The 17999-nt window shown below is 68.5% G+C and carries 20 protein-coding genes; 10 read left to right on the top strand and 10 right to left on the bottom strand.

Translation table 11 applies throughout. The features are described 5' to 3' along the window. Nucleotides 1-90: 90 nt before the first annotated feature. A complete protein-coding gene (acs, locus tag ACXIZN_RS36115; protein WP_457959356.1) occupies nt 91-2061 on the top strand; it encodes an acetate--CoA ligase in 1971 nt (656 codons plus the stop codon). A gap of 65 nt (nt 2062-2126) precedes the next feature. Here acs and ACXIZN_RS36110 read toward each other — a convergent pair whose 3' ends face one another. Beyond that, nucleotides 2127-2981, bottom strand: coding sequence for an AraC family transcriptional regulator (locus ACXIZN_RS36110; protein WP_457959355.1), 855 nt, complete (start codon nt 2979-2981; stop codon nt 2127-2129). Between the two features lie 173 nt (nt 2982-3154). Between ACXIZN_RS36110 and ACXIZN_RS36105 the strand changes: the two genes are divergently transcribed. Continuing rightward, nucleotides 3155-3640, top strand: coding sequence for a DUF6319 family protein (locus ACXIZN_RS36105; RefSeq protein WP_457959354.1), 486 nt, complete (start codon nt 3155-3157; stop codon nt 3638-3640). A gap of 54 nt (nt 3641-3694) precedes the next feature. Here the strand turns inward: ACXIZN_RS36105 and ACXIZN_RS36100 are convergent, their stop codons facing one another. Both ACXIZN_RS36100 and ACXIZN_RS36095 read right to left on the bottom strand, forming a co-directional pair. Further along, nucleotides 3695-4030 (bottom strand): cupin domain-containing protein, encoded by a 336-nt coding sequence (locus ACXIZN_RS36100; protein WP_457959352.1) that lies wholly within the window; start codon nt 4028-4030, stop codon nt 3695-3697. Further along, the gene (locus ACXIZN_RS36095; protein ID WP_457959350.1) at nt 4027-5331 is read right to left on the bottom strand and encodes an MFS transporter; all 1305 of its coding nucleotides are present in this window, start codon (nt 5329-5331) and stop codon (nt 4027-4029) included. The genes ACXIZN_RS36100 and ACXIZN_RS36095 overlap by 4 nt, the downstream gene beginning before the upstream one ends. 107 nt (nt 5332-5438) lie before the next feature. On the opposite strand from ACXIZN_RS36095, the gene ACXIZN_RS36090 reads away from it, so the two are divergent. Beyond that, complete coding sequence (locus ACXIZN_RS36090; protein ID WP_457959349.1) at nt 5439-6119, top strand: DUF2848 domain-containing protein; 681 nt, start codon at nt 5439-5441, stop codon at nt 6117-6119. Here the strand turns inward: ACXIZN_RS36090 and ACXIZN_RS36085 are convergent. Both ACXIZN_RS36085 and ACXIZN_RS36080 read right to left on the bottom strand, forming a co-directional pair. Beyond that, nucleotides 6083-6859: a tRNA(His) guanylyltransferase Thg1 family protein gene (locus ACXIZN_RS36085; RefSeq protein WP_457959348.1), complete on the bottom strand. Its 777-nt coding sequence runs from the start codon at nt 6857-6859 to the stop codon at nt 6083-6085. The two genes, ACXIZN_RS36090 and ACXIZN_RS36085, sit on opposite strands and share 37 nt — an antisense overlap. A 3-nt stretch (nt 6860-6862) precedes the next feature. Further along, nucleotides 6863-7306, bottom strand: a complete 444-nt coding sequence (locus ACXIZN_RS36080; RefSeq protein WP_457960685.1) for an AAA family ATPase — start codon at nt 7304-7306, stop codon at nt 6863-6865. Nucleotides 7307-7425: 119 nt separating this feature from the next. Here ACXIZN_RS36080 and ACXIZN_RS36075 point away from each other — a divergent pair, with 119 nt between their 5' ends. Continuing rightward, nucleotides 7426-8145 carry a VIT1/CCC1 transporter family protein gene (locus ACXIZN_RS36075; protein ID WP_457959347.1) on the top strand — a complete coding sequence of 240 codons (720 nt, stop codon included), beginning with the start codon at nt 7426-7428 and terminating at the stop codon, nt 8143-8145. Between the two features lie 193 nt (nt 8146-8338). Here ACXIZN_RS36075 and ACXIZN_RS36070 read toward each other — a convergent pair whose 3' ends face one another. Continuing rightward, nucleotides 8339-9799 (bottom strand): peptide MFS transporter, encoded by a 1461-nt coding sequence (locus ACXIZN_RS36070; RefSeq protein WP_457959346.1) that lies wholly within the window; start codon nt 9797-9799, stop codon nt 8339-8341. A gap of 207 nt (nt 9800-10006) precedes the next feature. Between ACXIZN_RS36070 and nhaA the strand changes: the two genes are divergently transcribed. The 4 genes from nhaA to ACXIZN_RS36050 are packed head-to-tail and all read left to right on the top strand — an operon-like array spanning nt 10007 to nt 13092. Then, nucleotides 10007-11203 (top strand): Na+/H+ antiporter NhaA, encoded by a 1197-nt coding sequence (gene nhaA, locus ACXIZN_RS36065; RefSeq protein ID WP_457959345.1) that lies wholly within the window; start codon nt 10007-10009, stop codon nt 11201-11203. Between the two features lie 51 nt (nt 11204-11254). Next, nucleotides 11255-11749 carry a phage holin family protein gene (locus ACXIZN_RS36060; RefSeq protein ID WP_457959344.1) on the top strand — a complete coding sequence of 165 codons (495 nt, stop codon included), beginning with the start codon at nt 11255-11257 and terminating at the stop codon, nt 11747-11749. Nucleotides 11750-11764: 15 nt separating this feature from the next. Next, complete coding sequence (locus ACXIZN_RS36055) at nt 11765-12688, top strand: alpha/beta fold hydrolase (protein WP_457959343.1); 924 nt, start codon at nt 11765-11767, stop codon at nt 12686-12688. After that, on the top strand, nt 12685-13092 hold the full coding sequence (locus ACXIZN_RS36050) for a DnaJ family domain-containing protein (protein ID WP_457959342.1): 408 nt from the start codon (nt 12685-12687) through the stop codon (nt 13090-13092). Before ACXIZN_RS36055 ends, ACXIZN_RS36050 begins: the two co-directional genes overlap by 4 nt. Here the strand turns inward: ACXIZN_RS36050 and ACXIZN_RS36045 are convergent. From ACXIZN_RS36045 to nth, 4 genes are read right to left on the bottom strand one after another with little or no spacing between them, the layout of a single operon-like run. Beyond that, the gene (locus tag ACXIZN_RS36045; protein WP_457959341.1) at nt 13085-14269 is read right to left on the bottom strand and encodes a MarP family serine protease; all 1185 of its coding nucleotides are present in this window, start codon (nt 14267-14269) and stop codon (nt 13085-13087) included. The two genes, ACXIZN_RS36050 and ACXIZN_RS36045, sit on opposite strands and share 8 nt — an antisense overlap. A 6-nt stretch (nt 14270-14275) precedes the next feature. Beyond that, a complete protein-coding gene (locus tag ACXIZN_RS36040) occupies nt 14276-14983 on the bottom strand; it encodes an NUDIX hydrolase (protein ID WP_126730037.1) in 708 nt (235 codons plus the stop codon). After that, nucleotides 14980-15576, bottom strand: a complete 597-nt coding sequence (locus ACXIZN_RS36035) for a TlpA family protein disulfide reductase (RefSeq protein WP_192744025.1) — start codon at nt 15574-15576, stop codon at nt 14980-14982. The genes ACXIZN_RS36040 and ACXIZN_RS36035 overlap by 4 nt, the downstream gene beginning before the upstream one ends. Next, nucleotides 15573-16256 (bottom strand): endonuclease III, encoded by a 684-nt coding sequence (gene nth, locus ACXIZN_RS36030; protein WP_125679879.1) that lies wholly within the window; start codon nt 16254-16256, stop codon nt 15573-15575. The genes ACXIZN_RS36035 and nth overlap by 4 nt, the downstream gene beginning before the upstream one ends. Before the next feature lie 237 nt (nt 16257-16493). On the opposite strand from nth, the gene ACXIZN_RS36025 reads away from it, so the two are divergent. Beyond that, complete coding sequence (locus ACXIZN_RS36025; protein WP_005166943.1) at nt 16494-16745, top strand: hypothetical protein; 252 nt, start codon at nt 16494-16496, stop codon at nt 16743-16745. Between the two features lie 159 nt (nt 16746-16904). Then, nucleotides 16905-17579 (top strand): Crp/Fnr family transcriptional regulator, encoded by a 675-nt coding sequence (locus ACXIZN_RS36020; protein ID WP_003081747.1) that lies wholly within the window; start codon nt 16905-16907, stop codon nt 17577-17579. Nucleotides 17580-17999 lie beyond the last annotated feature (420 nt).

The raw sequence follows: 17999 nt of genomic DNA, 5'->3' as shown, positions 1-17999 counted from the left end.
CAACCACGATGCAACCTTTTACTTCGCGTCGTAACGTCGATAGCGTGCCAACGGGCGTGAAGACACGCGAATCACAGGAGGCATCGCACCATGACCGAGCAGTCGCCGGCGCTGGACAATTTGCTCACGGAGAGCAGGACCTTCCCCCCGAGTGAGGCTTTCAGCGCGCAAGCGAATGCCACCGCCGACTTCTACGCCGAAGCCGACGCCGACCGGGAAGCGTTCTGGGCCAAGCAGGCCGAGCGCCTTCACTGGGAAACGAAGTGGTCGCAGGTACTGGACTGGACCAATGCGCCGTTCGCGAAGTGGTTCGTGGGCGGGAAGCTCAACGTCGCGTACAACTGCGTCGACCGCCACGTCGATTCCGGGCACGGCGACCAGGTCGCCATCCACTGGGTCGGCGAACCCGGCGACAGCCGTGACATCACCTACGCCCAGCTGAAAGACGAGGTCTCCAAGGCCGCGAACGCGCTGGAGTCGCTCGGGCTCGAGGCGGGCGACCGGGTCGCCATCCAGATGCCGATGGTGCCCGAAGCGATCGTCGCGATGCTCGCGTGCGCCCGGATCGGCGTCCTGCACAGTGTCGTCTTCGGTGGTTTTTCCCCGACAGCCCTGCGTTCCCGTGTGGACGACCAGGCGGCGCGGATCGTCATCACCACCGACGGCCAGTACCGCCGCGGCAAGGCCGCCCCGCTGAAGGCCAACGTCGACGAAGCGCTCGAAGGCGCCGAATCGGTCGAGAAGGTCATCGTCGTCCGCCGCACCGGTGAAGAGGTGCCGATCACCGAAGGCCGCGACATCTGGTGGCACGAACTGGTCGACGGCCAGTCCGCCGAGCACGCGCCGCAGTCGTTCGACTCCGAGCACCCGCTCTTCATCCTCTACACGTCCGGCACCACCGGGAAGCCGAAGGGCATCCTGCACACCTCCGGCGGATACCTGACCCAGGCCGCGTACACGCACCACAACGTCTTCGACCACAAGGCCGGCGAAGACGTCTACTGGTGCACCGCCGACATCGGCTGGATCACCGGGCACACGTACATCGTGTACGGGCCGCTGGCGAACCGGACGACGCAGGTCGTCTACGAAGGCACGCCGAACACCCCGCACGAGGGCCGTCACTGGGAGATCGTGCAGCAGCACAAGGTCTCCATCTACTACACCGCGCCCACGCTGATCCGCACGTTCATGAAGTGGGGCAACGAGATCCCGCAGAAGTACGACCTCTCGTCGCTGCGCGTGCTCGGCAGCGTCGGCGAGCCGATCAACCCCGAAGCGTGGATCTGGTACCGCGAGAACGTCGGCGCGAACTCGGCGCCGATCGTCGACACCTGGTGGCAGACCGAGACCGGCGGGATCATGATCTCGCCGCTGCCGGGTGTCACCGCGACGAAGCCGGGCTCCGCGCAGAAGGCGCTGCCGGGTATCTCGGCGAAGGTCGTCGACGACCAGGGCGTCGAGGTCGGCAAGGGCGGCGGCGGTTACCTGGTGCTCGACAAGCCGTGGCCGGGCATGCTGCGCGGCATCTGGGGCGACGAGCAGCGCTTCCGCGACACCTACTGGTCCCGCTTCGCCGACCAGGGCTACTACTTCGCCGGTGACGGCGCGAAGTACGACGCCGACGGCGACGTCTGGCTGCTGGGCCGGGTCGACGACGTGATGAACGTGTCCGGGCACCGCATCTCGACCACCGAGGTCGAGTCGGCGCTGGTCTCGCACCCGACGGTCGCCGAGGCCGCCGTCGTCGGCGCGACCGACCCGACCACCGGGCAGGGCATCGTCGCCTTCGTCATCCTCCGCGGCAACGCCGTGGATGGTGGAGACGAGGCCGTGCAGGAGCTGCGCAACCACGTCGCGAAGGAGATCGGGCCGATCGCGAAGCCGCGGCAGATCCTGGTCGTGCAGGAGCTGCCGAAGACGCGGTCCGGCAAGATCATGCGCCGCCTGCTGCGCGACGTCGCCGAGAACCGCCAGGTCGGCGACGTGACGACGCTGGCCGACTCGTCGGTGATGGACCTGATCTCTTCGGGCCTGAAGTCCGGCAAGACCGAGGAGTAATCCCTCCTCAAGTGCTGTGAACGGGCCGTTCCTCGCGGAATTCGCGAGGAACGGCCCGTTCCTTGTCAGGCTGGTTCGACGGCCAGCCAAAGCTCACAGACGGCGGTCCCGAAGTCGTCGGAGTGCTCCAGGATCGACACGATCGACGGCCCAGGGCGCAGCCGCCACGGGTTGGACGGGAACCACTCGGTCGCCGTCTCCGCCCACACCTTCTGCAACGCCTCGGGATGAGGGCCGTCGGTACGGAAGACCGCCCATCGCCCGGACGGCACGTCGATGACGTCGAGATCGCCGGGCGCGTCACCGGCGACGGCCACCCCGTGCAGGTAGGTCAGCTCGGTACCGTCCGGGTCGAGGACGTCGCTGACCTGCAGCAGACCCGGCGGTTCGGTGTCGCTGAGCGCTTTCAGCCGGGCGTGCGCTTCCGGTGGCAGCGCGGTGATGTGCCGCCGGATGTGCGGGTTGATGCCCTCGCGGACGAACGGGACGCGGGCCGCGTGCCCGACGAGCCGGAACGCGGGGCGGTCGACGATACGGGTTTCCATGGGGATGCTCCCTTCGACGCTCAGGCGGAACCTGAGCCGCGGTTGTGTCCGAAGGGGGCCTCCGTCGCGGCGGACTTCACCGGGACCGGCGCCGTGGACCGCCCGGAACGCCCTGCCGAACGCCTCGGTCGAGCCGTAGCCGTACCGGATCGCGATGCTCAGCAGATCGTCCTCGCCCCGGACGACGTCGGCGACGGCGGCGGTCATCCGGCGACGGCGGACGTACTCGGACAGCGGTATCCCCGCCAGCGACGAGAACATCCGGCGCAGGTGGTACTCGGTCGCGCCGGCCGCGGCGGCGTGCCCGGTGACGTCGAGCTCTTCGCCGAGGTGCTCTTCGACCAGGTCGACGAGCCGGTTCAGTGCCGAGATCACGAGGCCTCCCTTCGCCGTCGACTCTGACGGAACGCGCCCGGACCGCGCCCGATCATCGCGAACCGATCCGATCATGCGACACGCGTAGCACACCCTGCCGCGCGACAGTCGAACGCCTGTTCTAGGATGTGCCGGGTACCACCCCATACCCGGGCAAGGAGACGACACCGACGATGACCGTGGATGCCTTGACACGCACTGACGCCGTGTCCGAAGAAGCGGCTACCGAAGCGCCCGTCGACTCGACGCCGCAGGCGGAGACAGCCGAAGCCCCGGCCGAGGCGAAGACCGAGACTCCGGAAACCCCGGAGACCCCCACCGACGAGAACGCGGTGGAGTCCCCCAAGCCCAAGCGTGGCCGCCCGAAGGTCGCCACGACGGCGAAGAAGACGCGCACCGTCGAGCTGACCCTCACGGTCACCGGCACCGCCGACGGCGAGTGGCAGGCCGAGCTCAAGAACGGCGCCAAGTGGGTCGCGAAGGGCCTGGAGATCCCGGCCGCGGCCGTGTCCCGCGCCGCCAAGGAACTGCACGCCGACCTGTCCGGCCCGATCGACGAGGTCATCAACGCCGCCCGCGAGCTGCAGGCCGCGAAGGTCGCCCAGCTCGAAGCCGAGCTGGAGAAGGCGAAGCTGGCGCTGGCCGAGCTGGACGCGTAAGACTTTCCTCCCGACCGGGGCGGACGCTGGAAATCAGTGTCCGCCCCGGTTTTTTCATTCCGCGATCGGCGGCCGCGCGGGCAGCGGCGTCTTGAATTCGAGCCACCGACTGTCCACAATGGCCTCCACGCTGTGCGGAACACCGCGCGGGTGGACGATCGTGCCCCCGGCTTCGAGGGTCACTTCCCGGCCATCGAGCGTGCCGCGCAGCGAACCCGAAACCAGGTACACGATGCTGTCGTGATCGTGGCTGTGCACGGGAGAAGCGACGCCCGCCGGGTACGAGATCTCGTACGCCAGCCCGCCTTCCGCCGTGGCGAGCGTCCGGAACCGGCCCTGCCCGCCGATCAGCGGCAGACCCTCCACTGTGGACATCGGAGTCCAGGTCATCGCACGGACTCCATGGCGGCGGCCTCCTCGCGGTCCGGGTCACGGGCGAGCGCGACACCGATGACGGTCACGACGGCGGTGGCGAGCAAGTAGACCCCGATCGCGACCCAGGTGTCGAAACCGGCCAGCAGCGCGGTGAACAGCAGCGGCGCGGGCGCCCCGCCGATCACGCCGGCGAGGGTGTACGCCAGCGAGCTGCCGGTGTAGCGCAGGCGCGGCGAGAACTGCTCGGTGACGAGCGCGGCCTGCGGCCCGTAGAGCGCCGCGTGGATGACGAGCGCGAGCACGATGCCGATCGCCAGCATGGCGAACGAACCGCCGCTGACCATCGGGAAGAACACGAACGGCCATATCCCGGCGGCGATGGTCGCGACCAGGTACATCTTGCGCCGGGAGACCCGGTCCGAGAGCGCGCCGAACAGCGGCATCAGGATCAGCTGGAACGCCGAACCGATCATCACCGCGGCCAGCCCGGCGCCGCGCGAGAGGCCGGTGTGCGTGGTGACGTACGTGAGGACGAAGACGGTGAACAGCGCGTACAGCACGTCCGGGCAGACCCGGATCAGCACGGCCGCGACCAGCGCGCGGCGTTCGGTGCGGAAGACCTCGGAGATCGGTGCCGATGGACGTTCGCCGCGCTCCTGGATCTGTTTGAAGACCGGGGTCTCCTCCAGCTTGAGCCGGATCCACAGGCCGAAGCCGACCAGCGCGCCGGAAAGCAGGAACGCGATCCGCCAGCCCCAGCTGTTGAACTGGTCCTCGGTGAGCAGCCCGGCCAGCACGGCGAGGACACCGTTGGCGAGCAGGTTGCCCGCGGGCGGGCCGATCTGGGCGGCGGAGGCCCAGAAACCGCGTTTGTCCGGATCGCCGAACTCACTCGAGAGCAGGACGGCGCCACCCCATTCGCCGCCGATACCGACACCCTGCGCGAACCGCAGCGCCACGAGCAGCACCGCCGCGAAACCGCCGATGGTCTCGTACGTGGGCAGGACACCGATGAGGAACGTCGCCACCCCGGTGAGCACGAGCGTCATGACCAGGATGCGCTTGCGGCCGAGCACGTCGCCGAGGCGGCCGAACAGGAACCCGCCGAGCGGCCGGGCGAGATAGCCGACGGCGTAGGTGGAGAACGCCGCCATCGTGCTCGCGAGCTGGTCTTCCGACGGGAAGAAGAGGTTCCCGAAGATCGTCGCGGCCGCCACCGAGTAGGCCGCGAAGTCGTACCACTCGAGCGCCGTGCCCGAGAGGCTGGCCGCGAAGGCCTTGTGCAACGAACGCCGGTCACCGGCTGGTGAGGTCATGTCCACATCCGTCCGTAGGAGGTCCGCAACCCCGCCGGGAGGGGTTGAATTGCGGATATACTCCTTGTATACAAGCTGTATGCGCAACCCCCAATCTCGGAGGACAGATGCCTGAGCTGCGTTTCACCCTTCCCGACGGCCAGGAGCGGCGGACCGAGGTCCACACGCTGCTGAACGCCGGATACGCCGGTCGCAGCCAGGAGGACGTCGCCGCCCACGTGGCCGAGCTGGCCGAACTCGGCGTCCCCGCGCCTTCGGTGACCCCGGCGCTCTACCCGGTCGCGCCGTACCTGGCGAGCCAGACCGACGAGGTCCCGGTGCAGCACGAGCGGACCTCCGGCGAGGCCGAATGGGCCATCGTCATCACCGGTCCCGCGCCCGAGGACGTCCTCCTGACCGCCGCCTGCGACCACACCGACCGCGCGCTCGAAGCGCACGGCGTCGCGTGGAGCAAGAACGCGGGCCCCGACGTCCTCGCCACCAAGGCGTGGCGGCTCGTGGACGTCCAGGACCGGCTCGACGACCTCACACTGTCCGCCTGGGCCGGGGAAACCCTGATCCAGCAAGGGAAGCTCGCGGAACTGCTGCCGCCGTCGTACTGGCTGGACGTCCTGCGCGAGCGGGACCTCTACGCCCCGGGCACCGTGCTGATCTCCGGGACCATCCCGATGGTGCACGGCGTCGACCAGTTCGCCGGCTCGTGGCGCGTGGAACTGGGCGACCCGGCGACCGGCGAGACGATCGAACTCGCCTACACCGTGCGGCGGCTGCCCGAACCGATCGGCTGAAGCAGTTCACCGAGGAACGCCCGGTACTCGCCCTTCATGGGCAACTCACGATCGACGCGAACGCGTCGGCGGGTCGCGGTCGCTTCGATCCGCCGCACCGGATCGAAGCCGGTGCGCTCGTAGGACTCCCAGTACAGCCCGACGCCGCGCCGCTGCCAGGCGGGGACTTCGGCGAAATTGACGCCGTGCGCGAAGAGCAACTCGTTCTTCTCGGAGACACCAGTGCCTTCGAGAGCCGCTCCGGCCTCGCTCGCCGATTTCCCCGCCTTGCGCAGGATCCAGTAGCACCAGCCGTTGAGCGCGCAGCGGGCCGCGTCCGCCTGACGCCAGGAGAAGTAGTCGACGACGTCGTCCAGCGTCGTGCCGAGCCAGACCCGGCCGTCGAAGTGCGCGGGCACCCCGGCCGCGTGGGTGAACGCGGCCGAGGCGACGCCGGCGGAGATCGACACGAGCTTCTCCACACCCCGGCCGAAGAGGTCGGCGGGGGGTGGGAGCACGAGCGAAATCTCGTCGCTTTCCGTGTACACGTAAGGCGAAGCGAATTCCGCCATCAACGCGTTCGCCGTCTCGGCCATACAGTCCGCGAACCGGGGATCGAACGGCTTCTCGAACCGCGCTTCGGTGAACTTCGAGAAACCCCGGCCGTCGACGCGGAGCACCGTCCAGGCACCCGGTGGCACGGTCAGTCCGTGGAACCACTCGCGTTCCCGTTGCCGCGCCTCGAAATCACTCGCGTCCATGGTTCACCCCCGCTCCACGGCGAAACCGCCTTCGCCGTCGAAACCGACGGTGTACAGCTCGTCGAAACCGTCTTCGGCGCTCGGGCGCCTGAGGCGTTTCAGCGTCGCATACAGACCGACGTCGGGCACCCGGGTTTTCCCTTTCCGGCGCGCGTTCCGTTCTCGGGAGCCTTCGAGGTCCGGCGGGAACCAGTACCCGGCGACGCGCGCGCCGTGCCGCCTGGCGCCCTCGATCAGCGGCGCCCACTCCTCCGGTGAGGGGTTCGTGTTGTCCACGACCACCGAACGACCTTCTTCGAGCGCCTCGGCCAGCATCCGCAACTGCCGGGCCTGCGGCCGCCGGGCGTTGGGGAAGGTGTCCTTGCTGACGTGGACATGCGTTCCCGCGAACTCGCGCCGGAAGAACGTCGACTTCCCGGACGCCTGTAGCCCGATCAGGATCACCATCTCCACCACGGACACAACGTAGCCGATGGGTTAGGTAAGGCAAAGTCAATAAGGATTGCCTCTATTCACTGAAACGGTCTTCGCTCGCCGGATACCGTTCTTTGTGTTTCACTGAAAAGGTGACCGATACCGTATCGACTTCACATCCGCACGAACCGCATGCGGACCTGAGCGGCAAGCTGAACTGGCTGCGCGCCGGGGTTCTCGGCGCGAACGACGGGATCGTGTCGGTGGCGGGCATCGTGGTCGGCGTCGCGGGCGCGACCACCGACTCCACCACGATCGCCACCGCGGGAATCGCCGGGCTCGTCGCGGGCGCGCTTTCGATGGCGGGCGGTGAATACGTCTCCGTGAGCACACAGCGCGACACCGAACGTGCCCAGTTGCGGCTGGAAAAGCGTGAACTGAAGGAGATGCCCGAAGCAGAAGAACGGGAACTCGCGGATATCTACGAGGAGAAGGGCCTTTCGCCCGGACTCGCCGCGGAGGTCGCCCGCGAACTGACCGAAAAGGACGCGCTGCAGGCGCACGCCGAGGCCGAACTCGGCATCGACCCGGACAATCTGACCAGCCCGTGGCAGGCGGCGTGGGCGTCGCTGGTGGCGTTCACCGTCGGCGCGCTCCTGCCGCTGCTGGCGATCGTGTGGACGCCGACCTCGGCCCGGGTCTGGGCGTGCGCGTCGGCGGTCGTCGTCGGGTTGGTGCTGACCGGGTTCATCAGCGCGAAACTGGGCGACGCCCGCGTCGGCCGGGCGATCGCGCGGAACGTCGGCGTCGGCGCGCTGACGATGCTGGTGACCTACTACGTCGGCGTGCTGTTCGGGACCACCGTCGGGTAGACGCCGTTCTCGTGCTCGAAGGCGTAACTCGCGTGATCAGAGACGTAACTCGCGAGTTACGCCTCCAAGCACGCGAGTTACGCCTTCCATCACGTGAGTGCCGGGTAGCGAAAGGGCCCTTCACCGCTTCCTATGCGGTGAAGGGCCCTTTCAGCACGTTCGAGGATCGCTCGTCAGTGCGGCATGAAGCGCGTCAGTGAACGCCCTTCATCAGCTTGCGGATCATCGGCGTCGCCACCAGGAGCGCCACACCGACCACGATGGCCACCCCGCCGACGATGCTGAAGTACGGCGCTTCGTCCTCCACCGTGTAGAACTCGGCGAGCTTCCCGGACATCGCCGTACCGAGCGAGATGGACAGGAAGTTCAGCGCCACCATCTGCGTCCGGAACGCCTCCGGCGCGAGTTTGGTCGAAAGCGAGAGACCGACCGGCGAAAGCATCAGTTCCGCCATGGTGAACACGAACAGGATGCCGGCCAGCGCGAGCAGCGGGCTCGCGTTCTTGCCGCTGCCGACCATCGGGAGGAACAGCAGGAACGCCACGCCCATGGTGACCGTGCCGAGCACGAACTTGATCGGCGAGGACGGCTGCCGCGAACCCAGTTTCGTCCAGATCGCGGCGATCACCGGCGCGAACAGGATGATGAACACCGGGTTGATCGAGTTGACCCACGCCACCGGCATCTCCCAGCCGAAGATCGTCCGGTTCAGCCGTTCGTCGGTGTAGGCCGCGACCACGGTGAACTGCTGCTGGTACAGCGAGAAGAACGCGGCGCTCGCGATGAACATCGGGATGAACGAGTACACCCGGCTGCGTTCCTCGGAGGTGATCTTCTTGCTGCTGATGATCACCACGAAGTAGATCACCGAGATGATCGCGACGGCCCAGACGACGACGTCGACCAGGTTCGCCGGGTTGATCACGCCGAACACCACGAGCAGCACGATCGCGGCGACACCCACCGCGGTGCCGCCGAAGACCAGCGGCCGCTGCGACGCGGGCAGCGGGTTGGGGATCTCGCTCGCCTTCTCGCCGAGGTTCTTGCGGCCGATCGTGTACTGGATCAGGCCGAGCGCCATCCCGAACGCGGCGAGGCCGAAGCCGACGTGGAAACCGATCTCGCTCTGCGCGAGCCCGGTCAGCAGCGGACCGACGAAGCCACCGACGTTCACGCCCATGTAGAAGATCGTGAAACCGCCGTCACGCCGCTCGTCGCCAGGCGCGTACAGCGTCCCGACGATGGCGGTGGCGTTGGACTTCAGCCCGCCGCTGCCGACGGCCACGCAGACGAGGCCGACACCGATACCCGCGAGACCGGGCAGCACGGCGAGGCTGATGTGGCCGATCATGATCAGGATCGCGCTGTAGAACAGCGTGCGCTCCGAGCCGAGCACCCGGTCCGCGACCCAGGCGCCGATCACCGCCGACAGGTACACCATGCCGCCGTACGCGCCGACGATGCCGAGCGCGGAGGCCTTCGGCAGCGCCAGGCCGCCCTGGCTGACTTCGTAATAGAGGTAGATCGGGAGGATGCCGAGCATCCCGTAGAACGAGAAACGCTCCCACATCTCGACGCCGAAGAGGTTCGCGAGCCCTCGTGGGTGCCCGAAAAACCTCGTGTCTCGCTGGACCTCGGTTGAGGTACTCACCATGCCGTCCTTTGTGAAGACATCGTTGTCGGTTTCCGGTTGACATGCTAGAAGCCCAGCATGTGGACGGGACACCGACGTCCGCATGATCTTGTGGTCGCTGTCATGAACGCGAGATTTCCGCAGCTCCAGGCGTTAAAATCACGTCAAGGTGCGCCGGGAAGTCTGGTCGGCAACAGTGTTCGTCGACGCCGAAACCCGGAGGATGCCTTGTCCGACCCCACCCGCCCCGCGAAAGCCGTCGCGGAATTCGCCCGTTACCTCCGCACGGAGACGACCGGCGGGATGATCCTGCTCGGCGCCACCGCGATCGCCCTCATCTGGGCCAATTCGCCCATCGAAGACATTTACCGCGCGATCCGCGATTTCCGGCTCGGCCCCGAATTCCTCCACCTGAATCTGACCATCGGCGACTGGGCGAAAGACGGCCTGCTCGCGCTGTTCTTTTTCGTCGCGGGGCTCGAACTCAAACGCGAACTCGTGGTCGGTGAGCTTTCGCGGTTCAAGCAGGCGATCCTGCCGGTGGTCGCCGCGATCGGCGGCATGATCGTCCCGGCGCTGGTCGCGCTCGCGGTCGGCTGGGGGACGCCGGGTATCGAGCGCGCGTGGGCCATCCCGGTCGCCACGGACATCGCGTTCGCGCTGGGCGTGCTCGCCCTGACCGCGTCGAACCTGCCGAGCAGCGCCCGCGTCTTCCTGCTCTCGCTCGCGGTGGTCGACGACCTCGGCGCGATCCTCGTCATCGCGATCCTGTTCACCGCGAAGTTCGACCTCGTCGCCGCGGGCGTCGCCGTCGTCGCGCTCGCGCTGTACGCCTACTTGCAGAAGCGCCGCGTCCGCAGCGCCTGGATCTACGTGCCGCTGGCCTTGATCACCTGGGTCGCGGTGCATTCGGCGGGTATCCACGCCACGATCGCCGGTGTCGCGCTCGGCCTGCTCACCCGCGTCCGCGCCGACGACGGCGAGGAGCACGCGCCCGCGATCCGGCTCGAACACCGGTTGCAGCCGTGGTCGGCCGCGGTCGCGGTGCCGTTGTTCGCGCTTTTCGCCGCCGGGATCAAGGTGGACAGCGAATCGCTGAGCGCGGTGTTCACCACGGCGTTGCCGCTGGCCGTACTGGTCGGGCTGGTCGGCGGCAAGCTGGTCGGGATCTTCGGCGCCAGCCTGCTCGCGGTGAAGTTCAAGCTCGCGGAGAAACCCAGGGGCATGGGCTGGCGGGACATCGGCGCGCTGTCGATGCTCGGCGGTGTCGGGTTCACGGTGAGCCTCTTGATCGCCGATCTCGCGCTCGACGGCGAAGCCGTGGACCAAGCCAAGATGGCGGTCTTGATCGCCTCGGCCATCGCCTCGCTGACGGCCGCCGCGATGCTGCTGCACCGGAGCCGGGTGCACGCGCGCGAGGATTGAGTACGCGACACTCGCCGGTCCGCCGCGCCCGTGATCGGGGCACGTGGCACGATGACCGGTGTGAGCAGCCCCAAGCACGAACGTACCGGCCCCGACGGCGTGGGGGCCGTGCCCTACCTCCCCCTGTCGAGCGATGACGACGTGGTAGCGAGCGAGCAGTCCCTCGGGAAACTCGTCGGCGATGCCACACAACACGTCTCGACGCTGATCCGCGCCGAGGTCGAGCTGGCCAAATCCGAGGTCGTCGCGGAGGCGAAGAAGGGCCTCAAGGGCGCCATCTTCTTCCTGGTCGCGCTGGTCATCGGCCTGTACAGCTCGTTCTTCTTCTTTTTCTTCCTCGGCGAGTTGCTGTCCGAGTGGCTGATGCGCTGGGCGGCGTTCGCGATCGTGTTCGGGCTGATGCTCGTCGCGACGGCGGCCGCGGGTTTCCTCGGCTATCGCAAGGTGAAGAAGATCAAGGCGCCGGAGCGCACGATCAACAGCTTCAAGGACACCGCCGCCGCGTTCAAGCCGCACCGCGACGACTCGCCCGCCGACCACAACTGACGGGTTTTCGAGTCGGTGCAGGCGACACCGGATCCGTCGATCGTCCGGATCGACGGTCCGTGGACCCATCGTGACGTCTCGGCGAACGGCATCCGGCTGCACGTCGCCGAACTCGGCGACGGACCGCTGGTCGTGCTGCTGCACGGCTTCGCCGAGTTCTGGTGGGCCTGGCACCACCAGCTGACCGCGCTCGCCGGCGCCGGTTTCCGAGTGGTCGCGGTCGATCTGCGCGGCTATGGCGACTCCGACAAGCCCCCGCGCGGCTACGACGCCTGGACGCTCGCCGGCGACGTCGGCGGGCTGATCAAGTCGCTCGGCGCGCGCAAGGCCCACCTCGTCGGGCATGCCTGGGGCGGCATGCTCGCGTGGACGGTCGGCGCGCTGCACCCGCGGCTGGTGGCGTCGGTCAGCGTGCTGGGCGGCGCGCATCCGCTGGCGTTGCGCCGGGCCGTCCGGCGGCCGGGACAGCTGCGGGCTTCGGGACACCTGCTCCGCTTCCAAATGCCGATGGCGCCGGAAAAATGGCTGGTCAAGGACGACGCGCTCGCCGTCGAAGAGCTGTTCCGCGCCTGGTCCGGTCCACAGTGGACAGACACCTCCGACTTCACCGAGACGGTGCGGACGTTCCGGCAGGCGATGCTGGTGCAAGGAGTGCCGCACAGTGCGCTCGAGTACTACCGATGGGCGTTCCGTGCCCAGTTCCGCGGCGAAGGCCGCCGGTTCAGCGAAGCACTGCAAGGCCGCTTCGCCCCTCGCGTGCTGCAACTGCACGGCGAGGAAGACCGGTGCGTCCTGCCGGAGACGGCGGCGGCGTCACGCCGCTGGGCCCCTGAAGCCCGTCTCGAACGCTGGCCCGGCATCGGCCATTTCCCGCATCTGGAGGCCCCGGAGCGCACGTCGGCCGCGCTGCTGGACTTCTTCCGTATCTTGGAAGCATGACCGAACGCAAACCGACGGGCGTGTCGTTCGAGTCCTGGGTGGACCGGCAGATCAGCGCCGCGGAGGCGAAGGGCGAGTTCGACGACCTCCCCGGCGCGGGGAAGCCGCTGCCGAAGACCGACGGCAAGGACACCGCGCTGGCCTGGGTGGTGAACAAGGTCCGCGCCGAGGGGCACGACGTTTCGGCGCTGCTGCCGCCTTCGCTGGCGATCGCGAAGGAGCTCGACGACCTGCCGGACACGCTGGCTCGCGTGCGCCGGGAGGCGCGGGTGCGGGAGATCGTCGAGGACCTGAACGAACGGGTCCGCGCCGAGCACCGGCGTCCCGCGGGCGGTCCGGTGCTGCGGGCACGGCCGCTGGACGTGGACGAGGTCGTGGCCTCCTGGCGCGAAGCCGCTAGTTAGCGCAAGGCCCGGTCGACGTGTTCGCGCTCAGCGCCGGAGCCGTCTCGACCACCGGCCGCACCTGCTCCGAAGTCAGCGTGAACCCGGTCTCCGGATCCTCTACGGCCGCGCCGAAGACCACCCCGATGACCTCGCCCTCGGGATTGATCATCGGGCCGCCCGAGTTACCGCTGCGCACCTGACCGCGCACGGTGAAGACGTCCCGCTGCACGGTGTTCGCCTCGTAGATGTCCGGTCCGCGCAGGTTGATCCGGCCGCGCACCCTGGCGGGCGTCGCGGTGTACGGGCCGTCGAGCGGGTAGCCGAGCACGATCGCGTTGTCGCCGGCCCGCGCGACCCGCGGCGTGAACGGGAGCACGGGCGCCTGGAGCCGCGGCACCGCGAGCACGGCCACGTCGGCCTCGGGGTCGAAGTAAACGACCCTGGCCGGGAACTTGCCCGAAGTCGATTCGATGGCGACCTCGTCGGTCCCCGCGACGACGTGCGCGTTCGTCATCACGCGCTGCGGCGCGACGACGAATCCGCTGCCCTCCAGCGCCCGCGAGCACGAGGTCGCGTTGCCGCGGATCTTCACCACGCTGCGGTGCACCTGTTTGACGATCGCGCTCGCCTGCAGCGCGGTGTCCGGCGGGCCGGTGTCCTCGACGTTCGGCTTCTGGAACGGGTCCACAATGGACGGGAAGCCGGACGCGTCCAGCAGTTTGCGCAGTTCGCTCGGGAAGCCCTGCGCCGCTTCCGGCATCACGTTGTTCACTTCGCCGAGCACGACCGAGCTGTTGATCGACTTCGCCAGCCCGGGCACGCCCGAGACGGCCGTCAGCGGCGTCGCGATCAGCCAGGCGACCACGAACACCACGGCGGCCTGCACCACCGCGCCGAGTGTCTTGTCGACGCCGGAAAGCTTGTCCGGGTTGATCTTCTGCCGCAGCTTCCGCCCTGCCCAGACCCCGAGGGTCTCGCCGAGCGCGACCAGGAACACCACGGTGGCCACCGCGAAGGCCACCTTCGCCGCCGGATGCTCGAAGAGTTCGACGATCAGCGGCGCGATCTTGATCCCGGCGAGCGCGCCGAGCACCACCCCGACCAGCGAGGGGAGGGCGATGATCACCCCTTGGAACGCGCCGGACACGCCCGCCAGCAGCGCGAGGAGGATCACCAGTACGTCGACCCAGTTCACCGGCGCCTACTCCTTCTCCGGCACTTGCCGCCCGTCGACCCGCGCCTGATGTTCGGCCAACGCTACGTCAAGCTCCCGGACGTCGCCTCGGTCCCAGTCCCGTTCCCAGCCGCCGAGCGACAGCGTCATCGCCAGCAGGCCGCCCGTGAACCCCCAGACGAACATCCCGCCGACGTCGAACGCGGGCCCCTTCCAGTCGTAGCCCGCGCGTTTGACCTGGAACCGGTTGGCCGGGTCGGTGAGTTCGGCGATCGGCACCCTGGCCACCGCCGCGGTCTCGCCGGGATCGACGGCGTGCACCGGCGACGGCGTCCGCCAGTAGGCGAGCACCGGCGTCACGGCGAAGCTCGACACCGGCACGAAAAGCTCCGGGAAGACCGCCACCGGCAGCACTCCCGAGGGTTCGACGCCGGTCTCCTCCTCCGCCTCGCGCAACGCGGTGCCGACCGGCCCGCCGTCCTCCGGTTCGGCGCCACCGCCGGGGAAGCTGACCTGACCCGCGTGGGAGCCGAGCGTGTCGGCGCGGCGCTGGAGCAGGACGTCGGGACCCTGCGGGCCCTCGCCGAAGAGCATCAGGACGGACGCGGACCGGTAGGTCGCGTCCCGCGGCACACTGAACCGGCTGAACGCGTCCGCGCCGATCTCGCCGCTGATCTTGACCAGCGGCTGCAACCAGGCGGGCACGGCCTCCGGATCCACGAGAGGGCCGGTCATGGTGTCCCTTCCACAGCGGCGCGCACCTGGTCAGTGTTCAGGAAGACGCGTGGGTTCTCGATGAGCCGGACGTCGCCACCCGCCGTGACCAGGTACGTCGCCGGGAGGGAGGAAGGGACCTTTAGTGCCGTCCGCACCGGACCCGACTGTCCGTCACCGTCGAACACCGACGGCAACCGGACACCCAGTTCGGTCAGCAGCGCCAGCCCGTCGGCCCCGGAGCTCGCGACCTGGACGAGGAGCACGCGCGCGGCACCGGGCGACGCCGCGTACTCCTGGAGCAGCGGCAGTTCGGCGCGGCACGGCTCGCACCACGACGCCCACAGGTTGACCAGTACGGGACCGCCCGAGACCACCTTCGCGAGGTCGACCCGGGAGCCGTCGCCGAGGCATTCGACGTCCACTCCGCGCAGCTTCGCCACCTCACCCGGCCCAGGCGGCGGGCAGGGGGCGAGCGCGGCCTTCGCGCGCGCGGCCGTGAGATCCCCAGACGTCTTGGCGGGCGCCTGGCCGTCACGCGTCGTGAGCAGCGCGACGATCAGGGCCACCACCAGCACGGCGGCGCCGAGGGCCAGTTTGGTGACCCTGGTCACCGGCGGGCCGCCAGTTCCAGGATGTGCTCGCGTTCTTCGCCCTTGACCAGCTTCGCGGCCTCTTCGAACCCCGTCGGGCCGATTCCGTAGGACGGGCACATCTTGGCCAGCGGGCAGGCGCCACAGGCGGGTTTGCGGGCGTGGCACACACGACGGCCGTGGAAGATCGTCCGGTGCGAGAGGAGCGTCCACTCCTTGCGCGGGATCAGCTCGCCGACGGCGTGCTCGACCTTGACCGGGTCCTCCTCCTCGGTCCAGCCCCAGCGGCGGACGAGACGGCCGAAGTGGGTGTCGACGGTGATCCCGGGAACCCCGAAGGCGTCGCCGAGCACGACGTTGGCCGTCTTGCGGCCGACACCCGGCAGCGTGACGAGGTCCTTCAGCTTGCCGGGCACTTCGCCGTCGTAGCGCTCCACCAGCGCCGCGCCCAGCCCCATCACCGAGTTCGCCTTGGCACGGAAGAACCCCGTCGGCCGGAGGTACTCCTCGAGTTCGGCGCGGTCCGCGCCGGCGTAATCGGCGGCCGTCCGGTAGCGGGCGAAGAGCGCGGGCGTGACCTGATTCACGCGGACGTCGGTGGTCTGCGCCGAAAGCACGACCGCGACCAGCAATTCGAGCGGAGTGGTGAAGTCAAGCTCACAGTGCGCGTCCGGGAACTCGTCGTCGAGGCAACGCTTCATCCGCCTGGCGCGTCTCACCAATGCGAGCCGGCTTTCACCCTTGCCCCCCGCACGGGGGGCATTGGCAGGGGCAGGAGGCACCCCGATAGCCTACGGGCGCCATCGGACGAGCCAGTGGGAGCACCCGCCGGTCGACGGCCGACACGCCAGAGCACCACCTCGGCGCTTCGATCGAGGACGCCATGAGCGAGGATCTGGAGTAATGCACAACTTTTCCGAATTCCCTGGGCAGGGCTCATGACCGTCTGGTTCGTCATCCTGGTCCCCCTGGTGATCATGTTCTTCGCGCTGTTCATGGAACGCGTGGAGACCAGGCTCAAGCACGTCGCGGTGCAGGAGAACGAGGTCGAGGAGTTCCTCGAGCAGGCTCAGCCCAACGAGGTCAGGGCCCTTTACGGGCACGGCATCGGGCGCGCGCTCGAGCTTTTCCGGCTGCGCAGGCTGGGCGGGAAGGCGGCCAGGCTTCGCGCGCGACGCGTGCGGAGTTAGGCTCCACGTTCGAGCGAGATCGTTCCAGGCCGCCCGCGCGTTCGGCGTGCCGACGAGCGATCTCGCGCGCACGACCTAGACTGACGCGAAAAGTGATCGACGACACGGTCCTCGGCAGAATGAGGATCGACGTCGTATCTCGATGAGGAGGCACCCGAGGTGGACGAAACCCTGGCCCGAGCGGGCATTTTCCAGGGTGTTGAGCCGGCAGCCGCCGAGGCGCTGGCACAGACCTTGGAATCCGTGGAGTTCCCTCGCGGGCATGTCATCTTCAACGAGGGTGAACCCGGCGACAAGCTTTACATCATCCAGTCCGGCAAGGTGAAGATCGGCCGCAAGTCACCCGACGGCCGTGAGAACCTGCTCGGCATCTTCGGCCCGTCCGACATGTTCGGCGAGCTGTCCATTTTCGACCCCGGCCCGCGGACGTCCAGCGCGACGACCGTGACCGAGGTCCGCGCGGTGACGATGGACCGCCCGGCGCTGCGGCAGTGGATCTCCACCCGCCCGGAGATCGCCGAGCAGTTACTGCGCGTGGTCGCCCGCCGGCTGCGCCGGACGAACAACATGGTCGCCGAGCTGATCTTCACCGACGTCCCCGGCCGCGTGGCGCGTGCGCTGCTGCAGCTGGCGCAGCGCTTCGGCAGCCAGGAGGCCGGCCTGCTGCGGGTCACGCACGACCTGACGCAGGAAGAGATCGCCCAGTACGTCGGCGCCTCGCGCGAGACCGTCAACAAGGCGCTCGCCGACTTCGCGCACCGTGGCTGGCTGCGGCTGGAGGGCAAGAGCGTCCTGATCCTGGACCCGGAGCGCCTGGCCCGCCGCGCCCGCTAGACCTTCACCGCGGCTGCCGCAAGTAGTCCTCTGCTTGCGGCAGTCGCGCATTACGACCTGACACAACGAAGAGCCGGGCGCCACCCCCGACGTGGCGCACCGGCTCTTCGCTGTGCGCGGACCATCCCCCGACGATCCGCGCTCCCCGCCCTCCGGAACAAGGCCCCGACCCGTACGCCGGAGGGAGCTGGAGACTGTGTGATTGTCGTACAACCATCCACGGCCATCGGCCGTGAACTCAAGCTCTTTCACTCTCAAGGACGCCGAACGCGTCGATTTGTTGCCCCGAATGACCCAGAATCGGCCGACTGTTACCCGATCGTGACGAACTGGGGCGCTCCGACCCCCGTAGTACCCGAAACCGGTGGTGACCAAACTTACCGCCGCGGAACTGGTACTCGCGTACCAAAGTATTCATAC

The organism is Amycolatopsis sp. TRM77291 (assembly GCF_054166285.1).
Note: the sequence above shows the minus strand (reverse complement) of the source record. Positions and strands in the feature narration are given on the sequence as shown.